The organism is Microcoleus sp. LAD1_D5 (genome assembly GCF_036702115.1).
Taxonomy (GTDB): Bacteria; Cyanobacteriota; Cyanobacteriia; order Cyanobacteriales; family Microcoleaceae; genus Microcoleus.
The window spans coordinates 1-15,207 of record NZ_JAUBSA010000106.1; the positions used below are offsets into that span (position 1 = coordinate 1).

A 15,207-nucleotide genomic window follows, 5' to 3' on the forward strand; every position below is an offset into this window, starting at 1 on the left:
AATTATGAGTTAGCTCTAGGGGGATTAAATTGAAAACCTTCTATTATAGCATAGATTTTTTTTGCAAGAGGTCTATTCAGTAGTTCCTAACAGTGAAGTGGCAAGAGCATTTGGCGCTTCTTGCCACTTAAAAAATTGCGCTATCGCAGTGAGGAAACCTATGGATTTGCCAACCTTATTGGACTGGATGCGATCGAAATATTGAAACAATAAACTTATTCAACGATCTCGTAACGAACTAACTGGCGAACATTTTGACGTGATAACTGTAGTTCTTGGGCGATCGCTGCCTCTATCTGGCTTGCGTCAGTCATTGGCAATTCTAATTCCAATCGCTTCAAAATGGGTTCTGCTGTTTCTACCGCAACCTGGGTGGTTCCTTGTTTTCGGTTAATCACCGCATTAATCAGCAATATATTGACAGACACCGTTGCTTTAAGCTGGGTATCTGCCTGAAGTTTATTCTTTACGATCTGGGGTTGTTGTAATTCTTGAGCCATTAGGAAACTGGAGCTAACCCAAAACGCGATCGCCACAAACGGCAATGGCAACCAAAACTCTGCGCCTGATGCTTTTAGCCAACGTTTAGTAACTTGCCACATAAATTTTTTACCCCACCCCAACCCTCCCCTTGGTAAGGGGAGGGAGTAAGAAATTCACAAATGATTATTGTTTAGAATATAACTAAAAGTTACATATTTAAATGTAACTGTTAGTTTTAAACACTTTAGTCGATCGTCACCAACCTCCTTAACAAACTTTGACATCACAACTAAAAGAGAAAATTATCCACCTTTAATTGGTGTGGTCTAACACTGTTGTCATTTTTGATTCCATGGGGGAATGTGCAACCCTATATAAGCTACAACTACAGTTTTAGTTAGATCACCAAACATTGGTCGGGTACTGGAGTCAATAGCAGCCAGCACCATACAACCAATTACCAACAACAGAACGACAGCTCCCAAAATAGGAGTTTGGGGAAAGCGAACTTTGCCTTTAACTGACCGCTTGTTGTATTGTCTTTTTTTCATTTTTGTCTCCTTTGTTTGTATTTATCAACAAGCTCTTAATTTCTCTGTTTTGCAAACAAACCAAAAAAAAAGGAGATCCTGTATTAGGAACTCCGCGGCAAACGTTGGTTCATTTTATTTTTTAGGAAGTCAGTTTTTGATAGCAAGCCTCTAAAGAAGCCTGCCAACCGACTCTCAAAATTTGAGAATTATAAGTGCTAATCGATACAGCAGTGCTTGCTTATTGAAAAATAACAAGTTCTGCCTGCTGATACTACCTATTGTAACATAACAAACCTATATTATTAAAAATTAATAAATTCTTAATAATTGGGTTTCCAATTTTTTACTGGATTACCTTTAACATTTAAAATTTTAATAGAAAAAGTAATTAGGATTGCTATATTTGCACTTTACTGGAGTTACCGCTCTGCTGAAATCATACTCAAGGGCGATGCGTCAAATGTTTCAGTTTCATAAGAACACCGCGTTTATAAGCCCAATTAAATAAAAATATGAGAATCTTACTTGTGGAGGACGACCCAAAGCAACTGATGCCACTTCAAACAGTGCTGTCTCAAGCAGGACATAGCGTGGATGGGGTAAAAGATGGAGAGACGGCACAGTGGCTGTTATCAGAAAAAGAATATGATTTGTTGATTTTGGACTGGATGTTGCCACATATCAGCGGGGTAAATCTCTGTCGCCAATATCGAGCCGCAGGGAAAACAGCGCCGATTTTGATGATCACGGCAAGAGATACCACGCCTGAAAAAGTGACCGGCTTAGACGCAGGTGCAGATGATTACCTGGTGAAACCGATCGATTTGGTTGAATTCATGGCACGAGTGCGGGCATTAAGACGGCGATCGCCCCTTTGGCAAGGAGATACGCTCAGCCTTGAGGATCTACACCTCCACCTCGATACTCTTACTGTTGAGCGACAAGGTGCAACCGTTTCCCTCTCCAGTCGAGAGTTTCAGTTGTTGGAGTATTTTATGCGTCATCCTCGACAGGTTTTGACTCGGAATCAGATTGAACAAGGCGTGTGGGAATGGGGGACTGAACCAGAGAGCAATGCGATCACTGTTCTAATTCGCAAACTCCGCCAACGCTTGCAGGCTGTAGGATCTGCAGACTGGATTGAGAGCATTTACGGTATGGGTTATCGCCTCAGTTCCCCTGAAAAGTAACGATCGTAAAGGCAAGCCGTGTTCAATCAAAGTCGTCGCAATCTGGCTCGTTGGTTCACCCTCTCAATGGGAAGCATTCTTGTGCTGTTTGCTGGGGTGATTTATCAGATTGAGGTAAAAGATAAACTAGAGGCGCTTGACCGACTGCTCTATGACAAGACTAGAGTCATGGCTGCCAGCGTGTATTATGAAGTTCAAAAAAACGAGAGCCAGGTCGATCTGAGTCATGTCCCCTTGTTAGGCAGTGGGTCTCATCCCCTTGCAGAAGATCTGATTTATGTACGCTGGTATAACCCACAAAGGCGGCTCGTTCGTTTTTTTGGGGATTCTCCTCCAGAGCAGTTAAATACGCCCTTTGGTTATCTCACAGTTCGATCGACCGATCCACTTTTGGGAAAAGGAATCTGGCTGCGTCAGGTGACATTACCCGTTGAAGGTAGAACAGGGGTACTCGGTTATCTTCAGGTTGCAACTCCCCTGACAGAAACTCAAAACAGGCTCACTCAGCTTCAGATTGTGCTAACTCTCGCTGTCCCGCTGACACTGGGCTTAATTGCCCTCACAGGTTGGTTTCTCAGTGGGCTGGCCATGCAACCGATTCGGCAAGCCTATCAGCAGCTTCAGCGCTTTACAGCCGATGCCTCTCACGAGTTGCGATCGCCCCTCTCTGCAATTCTCACGAATGCCCAGCTTGGGTTGCTGATCGCGGCTGATGATTCACGTTACCATCCTCCCTTAGAAAACATTGTAGATAGCGCAAAATCAATGGGATCCCTGGTGAATAATTTACTGCTGTTGGCTCGTCATCAGGGGCACCTTGCGCCGGAATCGCTCAAGTTAATCAATCTCAACGAGTTGCTGAGCAATTTAGCAATCCAGTTTCTGGCACTTGCAGAAGCCCAAAATATCAAACTAACCTGCGAATCACCGGAACAACCGATTGAATTATTGGCTGATCCTGATTTGCTACGGCAAGTAGTCGAAAACTTGCTTTACAACGCCTGTAAATATACTCCCGTTGGCGGAACTGTAAAGATACGCCTAGTTCTTCATTCCAATTTGGCAGTCATTCAGATAATCGATACGGGAATTGGTATTCCAGAAGTGGATTTACCCTATATTTTTGATCGCTTCTATCGAGTAGACACCGATCGCTCGCAGGAGAGTGGAGGCTTTGGGCTGGGGTTGGCGATCGTCGAACAAATTGTCAAGGCACACAGCGGAAAAATACAGGTGACGAGTGAAGTGGGTCAAGGCTCAACGTTCCAGGTTGAACTGCCGCTCAAACCTTATCACTAAGCCGCCTCAAACGAGAGAGAATGTTCACTCTGCTTTCTGCTTTAGACGTAACTGCAATGTATGTGGTGTATTTGGATGAATGCCGATGAAGTTGAAACATGATTTCTGGGTTGGTTGGGCGCTAGGGGCGATCGTCCTGAGTTCTTGTTCCGACCAAACTACCTCACCAAGACAACAACCTGATATAAAACGTGAAATTTCACTGAAAGCAGTCCCGTTAGATAAAACAAAAGTTGTGATGGGACAAACCGTATATGTCCCTATTTACTCACATATTTATCACTACAATAGCCAGGATCAAGTCATGAATTTGTCAGCCACCCTCAGTATCCGCAATACGGATCTGACAAATTCGATTATTATTACTTCGGTGCGTTACTACGATAGTGATGGGAAATTGATTAGGCAGGACATTAAGAGTCCAGTAGAACTCAAGCCACTTGCTTCCACAGACTTTTTCATTGCAGCAGATGATACAAGTGGAGGCTCAGGTGCAAACTTTATTGTGGAGTGGGTTGCAGAAAAAACGGTTTATGAGCCTGTCATTGAAGCTGTCATGATTAGTACCTCATCTTCTCAGGGCATTTCATTTATCAGTCCCGCTAAAGTTCTCAAGCAACACCAGATGCAGAAGTGATTTTAGAGGATTAAATTATTGCTTTACAAAGTAGTTTGAGACTACCCTAAGGGGAGCATCTCATATTTGTAAAAACACTTTTTCTGGCTTCTTCCTTCTTCCTTCTGACTTTTTTCCTACTGGCTCCTGACTCCTAACTTCAATTCCTAGCTTGGCTGCAAAAGTGAGATGCTCCCCTTTTTAATTTTTAACTTTGTACATCACTATTTATTGCAAAATAAAACGATAGCATTACTGTGCATGACTACCCAACTTTTTTCTGTTAAGATTAGAGAGCTTGAGGGTGAATACTAAAAATATAAATGAGGACTTAGGGTATGCAAAAGCGACAATTGGGAACATCACAAATTCAGATTACCCCGATAATTATGGGGACTTGGCAAGCTGGGAAGCGGATGTGGGTGGGAATTGAGGATGCTGAAACTGTCAAAGCAATGCGCGCGGCTTTTGAGGCAGGTATTACAACCTTTGATACGGCTGAGGTTTACGGAGAAGGGCATTCGGAACAAATTATCGGTCAAGCACTTTCAGATGTGCGATCGCAAGTAGTTTATGCTAGCAAAGTTTTCGCCAACCACCTGAAACCCGATTTGTTAATCGAAGCCTGCGATCGATCGCTAAAAAACCTCAACACCGATTATATCGACCTTTACCAAATCCACTGGCCCGCTGGCACTTGGAATTCCGAGTTAGTGCCCATTGCAGAAACAATGGACGCCCTGAACAAGTTAAAAGAACAGGGAAAAATTCGGGCGATCGGCGTTTCCAACTTCTCGCGTGCCCAAATAGAAGAAGCCGCCCAATACGGACGCATCGACAGCTTGCAACCGCCATATTCTCTCTTTTGGCGCTGGGTAGAAAAAGATGCTATGTCCTATTGTGTGGACAATCATATCTCAATCATTGCCTATTCATCTCTAGCTCAAGGAATATTGACAGGTAAATTTGGGCCAGAACACAAGTTTGAAGAAGGCGACCACCGCGCCAAAAATAAGCTGTTCATCAAAGAAAATTACGACCGAGTGCAAACAGCATTAAATCAACTCAGGCCAATTGCCGATCGACATCAAACAAGCTTGGGTAACTTAGCTTTAGCCTGGTTGATTTCCCAGCCCCAAACAAATGCAATTGTCGGCGCGCGCGACGGGGAACAAGCAGCCGAAAATGCTAAAGCTGCTGAGGTAAAATTGAGTGAAGAGGAATTAAAAGAAATTGACGCGATCGGGCGCACCGTCACCGATCATTTAGACGATAACCCCGTTATGTGGAATTTTTAAAAGCGTTAATTCAGGACTAGAAAAACCTCTATATGTAGGGTGCGCCGAACCGCGCACCTTACCCCTATAAGTACCGCGTAAAACCCGTTTGAGAATAAGTCCTATCAATTTTATAGAGTCGGACAAGAGGTATAATATTTACTGCCTAGTGCAAATATTCAAAAACATAAAATCTAAAATCCCTACTCCCAAATCCCCAATCCAAAATCTAAAATTTAAAATCTAAAATCGAATGAGTTACTGCCTACACCCCAACTGTTCCAAGCCACAAAACCCTCCCGCAGCCAAAATTTGCAGGAATTGCCGTTCAAAACTGCTACTGCGCGATCGCTACCGGGCCATAAAGGCGATCGGACAAGGCGGTTTTGGTAGAACATTCCTCGCCGTTGACGAAGACAAACCCTCAAAACCTCGCTGCGTCATCAAACAATTTTTACCTGCAGAAACCCAACTAATCCCATCAGCAAGCAATCGCAACAGCAAAAAAGCAGCTGAACTTTTTGAACAAGAAGCAATGCGATTAGACGAATTGGGCAAACACCCTCAAATTCCAGAACTATTAGCCTATTCTATCCAAGACAGCAGACAATATGTAGTCCAAGAATTTATCGACGGGCAAAATTTAGCACAAATTGTAGAGACAGAAGGCAGATTTACAGAAAATCAAATTCAAGACTTACTCAATAGCTTATTACCCGTCCTTCACTTCATCCACTCCCACAACGTTATTCACCGAGACATCAAACCCGGAAACATCATCCGCCGCGCCGACAAACAATTAGTTTTAGTAGACTTTGGCGCCGCAAAAATTGCCACAGGTACAGCCTTACTCAAAACAGGAACCAGCATCGGCAGCCCCGAATACATCGCCCCCGAACAAGCTAGAGGCAAAGCATTTTTTACCAGCGATTTGTACAGTTTAGGCGTAACCTGCCTGTATTTGCTAACTCAAGTTTCCCCTTTTGATTTGTTCGATCCTGGTGAAGATGCCTGGATCTGGCGGCAGTATTTGGCTAACAACCCAGTCAGGGAACAACTAGGTAAAATTTTAGATAAAATGATTGCAAATGCTACCAACCACCGCTATCAAACGGCTGTTGAAGTATTAAAAGAAATTAATCCCCAAGTTGCGATCGATCTAGCAATTCCTAAAACAAGTTCCAAGTTAGTTAAACCCGGAAAAACTCCCGCCCAGCCCCAACAACAAATCTATAACTGGCAATGTCTTCACACCCTCACAGGTCACAGAAACTTAATTTACTCTGTTGCTTTCAGCCCCAACGGAGAAGTTGTAGCCAGCGGCAGCGATGACAAAACAATCAAGCTGTGGGGAGTTGAAGACGGGCAAGAAATTGTCACCCTCATAGGACACGCTAACTCGGTTTATACAGTAGCTTTCAGCCCGGACGGACTAATGCTAGCCAGCAGCAGCCACGACAAAACTGTAAAACTTTGGCGGATGAAAGACGGGCAAGAAATCCTGACTCTAAGCGGTCACATTAACTCAGTTTACGGCGCAGCTTTCAGCCCCGATGGCGAAATTATTGCTAGCAGCAGTTGGGACAAAACAATCAAGATTTGGCGCGTCAAAGACGGGCAAGAAATTCGCACCCTTGCGGGTCACACTAATTTAGTTTATTTTGTTGCTTTTAGCCCGGATGGCGAAACTCTTGCTAGCTGCAGTTGGGACAGAACAGTCAAGATTTGGCGAGTTAAAGATGGGAAGTTAATTCGCACACTTACAGGTCATACAGACTCCGTTCGCTGCATAGCTTTCAGTCCCAATGGCGAGTTTTTGGCTAGCGGCAGCCATGACAATACTATTAAAATTTGGTGGGTCAAAGATTGGCAAGAAGTTTTAACTATCAGAGGTCATTCGTGGTATGTTGATTCTATTGCTTTTAGTCCCGATGGCGAGATTCTGGCTAGCAGCAGCAATCAAACTATTAAGATTTGGCGAGTGAAAGACGGTCAAGAAGTCTGTAATATTGCAGGTCATACTAACTCGGTTTATTCTGTTAATTTTAGCCCGGAAGGAGAGTTTTTTGCTAGCGGCAGCAGTGACAAAACTATTAAGATTTGGCAGAATATGACCTTTGTTTAATTAGCCACAATCAAAGTTGTTTGTAATCGTTGGGCGGGGGCAGGTTTATGAGAATTAGTGGTTTTAGGCAATTATTGTTGGTGAACCTGCCCCTACAGGAATTATGGTCAATTCACTGAACACGATATGATTCAACAGTTTTCCATTTCAATTTTTTGCCGCAACTCCCGAATGACTGTACTTGTAGGGCGATCGCGCGACATTTGCCAGCATTCCTCCACAATTTCTGATACATTAAAATTGGGAAAATAACGGCTGATTAAACTTTCGACATATCGATCATTTTGTAAACAGTAAATTATTAGCCTATTTTTCTTAAACAGCCACACTTCCGGCACTTGATAAGGCAAGTAATCATCTAAATCCGTGTAGCTAGTTACGTCTACTTCGATTACTAGATCGGGCGGCGGTTCAACACCCCAAGCAATCCGATCTTTACCAAGAATTGCCGCGCAATTATCGATATAAAAACAATAATCTGGTTCAATCCCTCTTACCTCCGGCAAATCCATCGTAATGGGCGTAAACGCTTCATAATCTCGCCCCAAGTAATCTAGGAAAACCCTTGCCACCATTGCAATAATATGAGATTGTTTTCCGTGTACTGGTAAAGGGGACATTAACAAAATCTCTCCTGATCGATATTTGATGCGCGGAATTGAACGATCGCCCAATTGTGCTACAAGTGATTGGTAATCCTGCCAACTACCAGGCAATTTAATCACTGTTCCTGGCGGCAAATGAATTTTTTCTGGCGTGACAACTGCAAACATAAAACTTATACCTCCTGACTGAGGATGTGTGTTTTAAACAACTAAAAGCTATTATCAATCTATCTGCTTCACTACCTCCCCGGCTAACCCTAGCACCTCTGCAATTTGCTCATCCTTTAATCCCAACTGTCGTAATTTACCAGCCATTTCAATTTTAACTTGATTCGTGCCATCCTGGTAGTCGGGAGTCGGAGGCTGACTTTTAGTTGGGGTAGGAGTGGGTAGTTCTGAGCAACCATTGATATAGTTAATTGTGTGGCTATGACCAAAATGAGTATTATTATTGCGATCGCCAAAATTTATATTCAGATTTAATTGCCGCTCTAGCATAGATTTAAGATTACGTTTATCCACTGGTTCATCAAAAACATCAGATAACATTTGCAAAAGCTTGTAACCGATATCCTTAGCATGACCCGCCGTACAACCATAAGTATCTGCAATATCAGAATACTTTTGTTGCTTCAGTATTCCCTCGATAATTTTACGTTGCAAGTCATTGAGATGTTTGCCAGTATTCGCGCAGACCACTTCATCTACAAATTGCAAGATATGGGCAGTGTCCATCAGTAGGGTGTCAGAGAACTATAGTTAGTATAGCCGACTTTATCCGCCTTTATCCGTCTTTTTCCGCCTTGCATAGCGATTTTAGAAAGACCCGTCTTTTTCCGTCTTTTTTCGCTTTGCAGTTTTGTGCGATCGGTCTATGATGTGGAAAAGGATAAGAATCAGCTTCGCTGGAAGAAGGTAGTGTACATCTAATCTCAATGTCCAATAGCGAGTGATGGTGCTTTACTAAGTTGAAAATTGCGATCGCACTTCCAAATTATCTTATAGGTTTTGGGCGATCGCTTGTATTGCGAACAGAATTTCATCTACCAGTTTTCAGGCTTCTAATGTCTATCGATCGGTCAGATAGGCAGGTTTTGCCGATATTATCCGATCTTTCTTTGAGACATTTGGGCAAATTTTTCTGGAAAAGTTCCGACTCAATCCGACTGCCAGGGCGATCGGGCTTTGGTTTTACTTGGGTTAAGGCAGGGCAAAAGTAGTTCAAACTGTTCGGATTTAAACCGCAGATGTGCGGGATAAGCCGACCAGGAAGAGTATTGTACTGCAACTGCGGGACAATTAATAGTTAGACCGCAAGCTTTCGATAATTATAAAAAATTAATGTTGTCCTTTACTAGGAGGTAAAATGTCGAATTCAATAAAAGCTCCATTTTATTCTGTGGCTTCACTGTTCTCAGCAGTAACATTAAGCTTCTCACTTCCTTTGATAGTTTTCAGTTTTCCAGCAAAGGCGCAAACCAATGAAAGTTTTAGTCAGTGCGTTCTTAACTTGTACAGTGGTCCTTACAGTGCCAATGATGCTGCTAAAAATTGCTTAACGGCATTCAGAGGAAGAGCGGTGAATGAAGAATTCACAACTTGCGTCAATGCACTGTATAAAGGTCCATTTTCTCAGAGTGATGCAAATCAATACTGTCAGCGAGCTTTGGAAAGTTCTGCAAGCACAACACCAGATAGTGAAGATATAAGACAAAGAAGAAGGCCTGGCGGAGATCCACAGGCAATTCAGCAATGTATGAATGGTTTGCTATATGTAAGAAAACCAGTTTGTACTCGCAGTGGCTGCGCTAGACTCAGTACACCCGAAGAAAATGCTAACAATGGTTTTGGTGGTTGGCAGTGGCAAACTGTCAGAACTGAAACCAGTGAGTCAACAGCCGCAGATGCCTGTCGTAATGCTCGCTAGATAACTTGCGTATCGCAGTTTGCACATTAGTATGATCGCCAATCTAGTAAGGTGCGTTAAAGAAATGTTACGCACCTTTTTTTGTTTGAACGCGAATGATTCTTCCGAAGCAGTTTCTGGTCAGTTATAATGCCAGATAAGATAAGGCAATGATCTCGGTGCTTTGTTAATGGGAACACGTGGCGGGACTTTATGGGTTCAGAATCCAGTATCTTTCACAAGTGGCTTTGGATCTGTAGACATGAGAATTAATGATGCTGATAATGCACTTGGCGATAACGGAGGAACTCTTCAAGTGTGCTTCGGTAACTAAGTTATGTATTAGTGCGATCGCCCACACGGTAGGTTGGGTTGAAGCATGAAACCCAACGCCTAAGCCCCGCTCAAGCCAATGGATGTTGGGTTTTGCCTGATTCGATAAATGACAGGCAACAAGCTCAATGCTGCTCAACCCAGCCTACAGCGAATGCGATCACCCCTTACTTTTTTATTGATAGGCGATCGATAAGGAGTGGGGATGCGATCGCACTTTGTTTTTTTTACCAAAAGCCTAATTTTAAACAGAAGTACGATCGCCCTTCCTCCACTTCTTCAACAACTCCGGCGTCACCAACCCTTGCGGAAAAAATATCGTCCCCAACACAATCAGCACCCCAAAAATAATTAACCGCCCATCCCGCAGAAATTGCGCCAACCAAACCGGCAATCCCTGAATAGTCGCCATTCCCCTCAAAACCTCCGGCAAAGCAGTAAACACCATCCCACCCAAAACTGCTCCCAGAAAAGTTCTGCTACCACCAATCAACACAGAAGTCAAGTAAATAATACTAGCATCAAAAGTACCTTGACGCGCGTTCCAAGTATTCAGGAAATGGGCACTAACTGCACCCACAACCCCAGCTAAAACAGCACCTAACGTGAAAGCCAAAACCTTATAAAAAGTTGGGTTAATGCCGATCGCATCAGCCGCCAACTCATCAGCGCGGATCGCAGCAAAAGCGCGCCCCACCCGAATCCGTTCCAGCCGATACACAATCGCCATACTTACCAAAAGTAAAGGTAGTACAATCCACAAATACTCGATCGGTGTCGCAAACGGTTGCGGAATCCCAAAAATGCCCACTGCCCCCCCAGTGATGTCCAGATTCAGCGATAAAACCCGCAAAATTTCCACAAAAGCAATAGTTGCGATCGCCAAATAAATCCCACTTAACCGCAGCGCCGGAATTCCCACCACAATCCCCAGCAACCCCGAAACAACCCCTGCAATTATCATCTCCAATAACAGCAGTGGCAGCGGAAATAAACCCCGTGTCTGTTGAAAAACCGTTGTAGACAAAATCGCCGCAATATACCCACCCAACGCATAAAAACCGGGGCTAGCCAGAGACAACTGTCCAGTCATTAGAGGTAAATACAGCGACATTCCCAACATTGCACCCAGCAACATAGAGACAATCAGAAACCCATAAGTAGTAAAAAACGTCGCCATTTGATTTTAGATATTTTAGATGATAAGTTATTAAAAAAAATCGGGTTAGCTTGGTTTCCAATTGGGATTTATTAAGCTAGCCTGAATATGGTCTTCCCACCGACCATTTATCAACAAATAGTCTCTAGCATAACCTTCTCCCACAAATCCCAATCTTTTAAGTAGATTACTGCTACGCTGATTGTGAGGCATGTAATTTGCCATAATGCGATGTAAATTTAACTCTTCAAAAACATATTGAATTGCAATTCTCACAGCTTCTGTCATATAACATTTACTTTGTTGCGCTTCTGCCAGATTATATCCCAAAAAGCAGAAATGACCGGCCCCTCGTACAAAATTATCAAAATTAACGTTACCGACAATATACTCAGGATTATCCTTCTCAAAAATCCATAGCTTTAAAGATCTGTCAGATTTAAAGCCTTGGAAATCTTTCTCTACTTGTTTTTCCCAATAACTTTCCGTTAAAAATTCCTCCGCCCACTGTCGGTGCCAGGGAGTAAAAAACTTTTGATTGTCTCTGTAAAATTTAATTATTTTGCAGATATCGTCTTGATTGGCTAATCGCAAAAAAAGGCGCTCGCTTAGTATTAATGGAACTTCAGAATTCATCAAACGGCCTCTGATGTATGCATAAGTTTTCTAGGTAAGTATATAAAACTCCACAACAGATGATACGGGCTGGTTTAGCTATAGTCTTTGCTCGAAACCCGTTTTCCCTTGTCCAAACCGCCTAGGCTTAGGAGATGTCCTGCAAATCAGCCTAGACTTTCTGAATCAAACGCCGTCCAAACAAACCCTGCGGTCTAACCAATAGCATAATAAACAATATAGCAAAAGCAACAGCATCCTTATAAGCCGAAAAATCACCAGGCACAAAAGCCTCCACCAAACCAATGATAAACCCACCCAAAACCGCCCCAGGAATACTCCCCAACCCCCCAAGCACAATCACCGCCAAACCCTTCAAACCAAAAGCAATACCAAAATACGGCCCAGCAATACTCACACTAGAACCCACCAAGGTCCCCGCCAAACCAGCCAGAAAACTGCTCACAAAAAACGTCAACACAATGTACCTATCAGTATCAATCCCCAATAAACTAGAAGTAGTGGCATCTTCAGCCACAGCCTGCATTGCTTTACCAAATTTAGTAAAATTTATTAAGTAATTTAAGACAGCTACAATCGCAACTGATACCACAAAAATCACTATTTGAACAGTACGAATCGGAATCGGTTTATCCGCTGTACCGAAGTTAATTGCAGCAGGCAAATAGCCGTAAGTGTTAGCAGGAAAAGTGTAAATCTCCGCACCTACAAGATATTGGATGATATTGGCGATCGCCACTGCTACCCCCAAACTAGAAACCACTGTCAGCAGAGAATCTGAGTGTCGGCGACGCAAAGGCAAAAAAGCAACTCGTTCGACAATTACTCCCACTAAACCAGCCATGACACTGCCCAAAATTAACGCCACAGCAAAAGGCAATTCCACAGGAATTCTAGCATTAGCCCACAACCCATTAAAACCGAAAGTCCCTCCCATTAGCGCATAGGTGAAATAAGCACCCAAGGTAAATACTGCACCGTGAGCAAAGTTAATAATTCCCAAAATCGAAAACACCAGCGTATAGCCCAGAGCAAAAATAGCATACACGCTGCCGATCGACAAACCATTCAAAAATTGTTGCAAAAACAGAGTTAAGTCCATCACCCGTTAAAAATTGAGCATCACACCAAAATCATTCAACAACAAATACCTCACTGGTTTTTCCTCTTCCCTCTTACTTCTTCGGTCTTCCCGACATCCGTTAACTCCGTTAAAATCGTCGAAGGACTCCGTTGCCAAACTTTCCTCTCCAATCATTTCAAAAACTCAAACTTACCATTATTGCCATCCGCCTCCATCTTAATCCGTGCCACATAAAACTCTTTCTGATTGATCTCCCCTTCAGGCGTAAAAGAAATTTCCCCCAAAGGCGTATCGTACTTTCCTCCCAACAACTGCTGATTCAAATTTGTACGCAATTCTGCCAACGGTTTTTCCCTAACCTTAGACTTAGCATTAATTGCCTTTAATGACTCAACAAAAACTTGGACGCCCGTAAAAGCTTGAGCGCTAAATTGAGGCGGTTCCTTCTTGAATTGAGCGCGGTAAGCATCGCGAAAAGCCTTGTTAACTTCATTTTCATATTCCGGGCTGTAGGCTTGGGCAATCAAAACTCCATCACAGAGCGCTTTACAAACAGGAAATACATTAGAAGTATTCAGACCGTTGCCCCCAATGATCGCGCCTTTGTAACCCAACTCCCGCAATTGCTTAATTAAATTGCCTCCATCGGCGGCCAACCCGGAAATAATTATCAAATCGGGGTTGACATTGATCGCGTTAGTAGCTTGAGATTGGAAATCTGTATCCGTAGTCAAGAATTTTTGGACTGTTGCCAATTCCAGTCCCATATCTTTAACCGTTGTCTGAAAAGTTTCAGTCTCAGATTTGCTAAAAGCATCATTCTGAGCAAAAAACACGGCTACTTTCTTAATATTGGGATTTTGCTTCAGTGCAGCTTTAACTGCATTAGGTGCTACCACTGCCACAGGCGCGGAGACTCTGGCCACATAATCGCCAATCTGGGGAATGCCTTTAGCGGTGTTGGAGGGTCCGAGTACAGGAACTTTTGCTCGATCGGCGATCGGATCGGCACTAAAAGCTTGCTGCGAGAGGGTTGGCCCCACAATACCTACCACCTTATCCTGATTGATCAGAGTATTGAAGGCATTGATCGTTCCTTGTTCATCTCCACCCGTATCTTGGAATACCAGTTTAATCGGCGTCCCATCCACACCGCCCTTATCGTTGAAATACTTCTGGGCAATTTTTGCCCCAGCCACCTGTTCTTGACCCAGTAAAGCCACATTGCTAGTTTGGGCTACCCCAATACCTATAGATATAGTGTTGGAATTACCCCCACCAGACGAACCCTCTGGCAAAGCACCGGGAGATGGCGAAGTCGCCGGAGATGCTGTAGTAGAGGTTTGGGGAGTGTTCGTCTGACTGCAAGCGATCAGCAGTGAAGCGCAGGTAACGAACAAGGCGCTAGGGCGAGCAGTAGGGTTTTTCATGAGCGGGCGATCGAACATCTATATATTGAACATCTACACGTAGAGATATTCTACCCATGCGCGGTAGATACTCCCCCCAAAAGTCCTATCTTGCAAAAAAAAAAGACCCCCTCCCGGAAAGAGGAGTCAGCCAGCGGAGGCAGGATTCGAGACAAACAGCCGAAACCCTTGGTGTGTATAGGTTCAAAAAAAAGTCAAAAATATTTTCGCAAAACGCTTGACAACTCTAGGGAGAGTTGATACATTAATAAAGCGCCAGAAGGGAAGCGGTTCACTGAACCACAACCGGAAGGCAAAAAACTGAACCTAGAAAAAAGAATAGTTTGAAAGCTTAAAGCACTATTAACCTCGTCAAAAAAATCAAGATAGAGAGATATAGCGAGAGCTGATACTCAATATCGCAAACAAAGAGAAAAATGTCAAGGGAAAAAAACCAGCGGTAAAAGGCTGAGTAGAAAGAACTTGATTTTAGCCAAAAGAACTCAACAACACGGAGAGTTTGATCCTGGCTCAGGATGAACGCTGGCGGTC

The 15,207-nt window shown here is 43.4% G+C and carries 15 protein-coding genes; 6 read left to right on the forward strand and 9 right to left on the reverse strand.

From position 1 onward, the window contains the following. Positions 1 to 215 precede the first annotated feature (215 nt). Together QUA70_RS26230 and QUA70_RS26235 are read right to left on the reverse strand one after the other, a co-directional pair. Positions 216 to 602 (reverse strand): hypothetical protein, encoded by a 387-nt coding sequence (locus tag QUA70_RS26230; protein WP_333350808.1) that lies wholly within the window; start codon positions 600 to 602, stop codon positions 216 to 218. A gap of 219 nt (positions 603 to 821) precedes the next feature. After that, a complete protein-coding gene (locus QUA70_RS26235) occupies positions 822 to 1,034 on the reverse strand; it encodes a hypothetical protein (protein ID WP_333350807.1) in 213 nt (70 codons plus the stop codon). Between the two features lie 494 nt (positions 1,035 to 1,528). Here QUA70_RS26235 and rppA point away from each other — a divergent pair, with 494 nt between their 5' ends. The 5 genes from rppA to QUA70_RS26260 all read left to right on the forward strand — a co-directional run bounded on the left by rppA (position 1,529) and on the right by QUA70_RS26260 (position 7,523). Continuing rightward, a complete protein-coding gene (rppA, locus tag QUA70_RS26240; protein ID WP_333350805.1) occupies positions 1,529 to 2,206 on the forward strand; it encodes a two-component system response regulator RppA in 678 nt (225 codons plus the stop codon). An 18-nt stretch (positions 2,207 to 2,224) separates the two neighbouring features. Beyond that, complete coding sequence (locus tag QUA70_RS26245; protein WP_333410732.1) at positions 2,225 to 3,505, forward strand: HAMP domain-containing sensor histidine kinase; 1,281 nt, start codon at positions 2,225 to 2,227, stop codon at positions 3,503 to 3,505. 85 nt (positions 3,506 to 3,590) lie between these two features. After that, complete coding sequence (locus tag QUA70_RS26250) at positions 3,591 to 4,142, forward strand: DUF3124 domain-containing protein (protein WP_333350801.1); 552 nt, start codon at positions 3,591 to 3,593, stop codon at positions 4,140 to 4,142. A 317-nt stretch (positions 4,143 to 4,459) separates the two neighbouring features. Then, positions 4,460 to 5,419, forward strand: a complete 960-nt coding sequence (locus tag QUA70_RS26255; RefSeq protein ID WP_333332530.1) for an aldo/keto reductase — start codon at positions 4,460 to 4,462, stop codon at positions 5,417 to 5,419. A gap of 232 nt (positions 5,420 to 5,651) precedes the next feature. Further along, positions 5,652 to 7,523, forward strand: a complete 1,872-nt coding sequence (locus QUA70_RS26260) for a serine/threonine-protein kinase (protein WP_333350799.1) — start codon at positions 5,652 to 5,654, stop codon at positions 7,521 to 7,523. Between the two features lie 131 nt (positions 7,524 to 7,654). On the opposite strand, the gene QUA70_RS26265 is transcribed toward QUA70_RS26260, so the two are convergent. Beyond that, positions 7,655 to 8,296: a Uma2 family endonuclease gene (locus QUA70_RS26265; RefSeq protein WP_333350797.1), complete on the reverse strand. Its 642-nt coding sequence runs from the start codon at positions 8,294 to 8,296 to the stop codon at positions 7,655 to 7,657. Between the two features lie 54 nt (positions 8,297 to 8,350). Beyond that, positions 8,351 to 8,845, reverse strand: a complete 495-nt coding sequence (locus tag QUA70_RS26270) for a hypothetical protein (RefSeq protein ID WP_333410734.1) — start codon at positions 8,843 to 8,845, stop codon at positions 8,351 to 8,353. A gap of 649 nt (positions 8,846 to 9,494) precedes the next feature. Between QUA70_RS26270 and QUA70_RS26275 the strand changes: the two genes are divergently transcribed. Further along, positions 9,495 to 10,055 (forward strand): hypothetical protein, encoded by a 561-nt coding sequence (locus tag QUA70_RS26275; protein WP_333350794.1) that lies wholly within the window; start codon positions 9,495 to 9,497, stop codon positions 10,053 to 10,055. A 556-nt stretch (positions 10,056 to 10,611) separates the two neighbouring features. On the opposite strand, the gene QUA70_RS26280 is transcribed toward QUA70_RS26275, so the two are convergent. The 5 genes from QUA70_RS26280 to QUA70_RS26300 all read right to left on the reverse strand — a co-directional run bounded on the left by QUA70_RS26280 (position 10,612) and on the right by QUA70_RS26300 (position 14,676). Beyond that, complete coding sequence (locus QUA70_RS26280; RefSeq protein WP_333350792.1) at positions 10,612 to 11,547, reverse strand: branched-chain amino acid ABC transporter permease; 936 nt, start codon at positions 11,545 to 11,547, stop codon at positions 10,612 to 10,614. A gap of 45 nt (positions 11,548 to 11,592) precedes the next feature. Next, a complete protein-coding gene (locus tag QUA70_RS26285; protein ID WP_333350790.1) occupies positions 11,593 to 12,162 on the reverse strand; it encodes a GNAT family N-acetyltransferase in 570 nt (189 codons plus the stop codon). Positions 12,163 to 12,313: 151 nt separating this feature from the next. Continuing rightward, on the reverse strand, positions 12,314 to 13,264 hold the full coding sequence (locus QUA70_RS26290) for a branched-chain amino acid ABC transporter permease (protein WP_333350810.1): 951 nt from the start codon (positions 13,262 to 13,264) through the stop codon (positions 12,314 to 12,316). A gap of 6 nt (positions 13,265 to 13,270) precedes the next feature. Then, the gene (locus QUA70_RS26295) at positions 13,271 to 13,420 is read right to left on the reverse strand and encodes a hypothetical protein (protein WP_333332552.1); all 150 of its coding nucleotides are present in this window, start codon (positions 13,418 to 13,420) and stop codon (positions 13,271 to 13,273) included. Further along, positions 13,417 to 14,676 (reverse strand): ABC transporter substrate-binding protein, encoded by a 1,260-nt coding sequence (locus QUA70_RS26300; protein WP_333332555.1) that lies wholly within the window; start codon positions 14,674 to 14,676, stop codon positions 13,417 to 13,419. The genes QUA70_RS26295 and QUA70_RS26300 overlap by 4 nt, the downstream gene beginning before the upstream one ends. Positions 14,677 to 15,207: the final 531 nt, after the last annotated feature.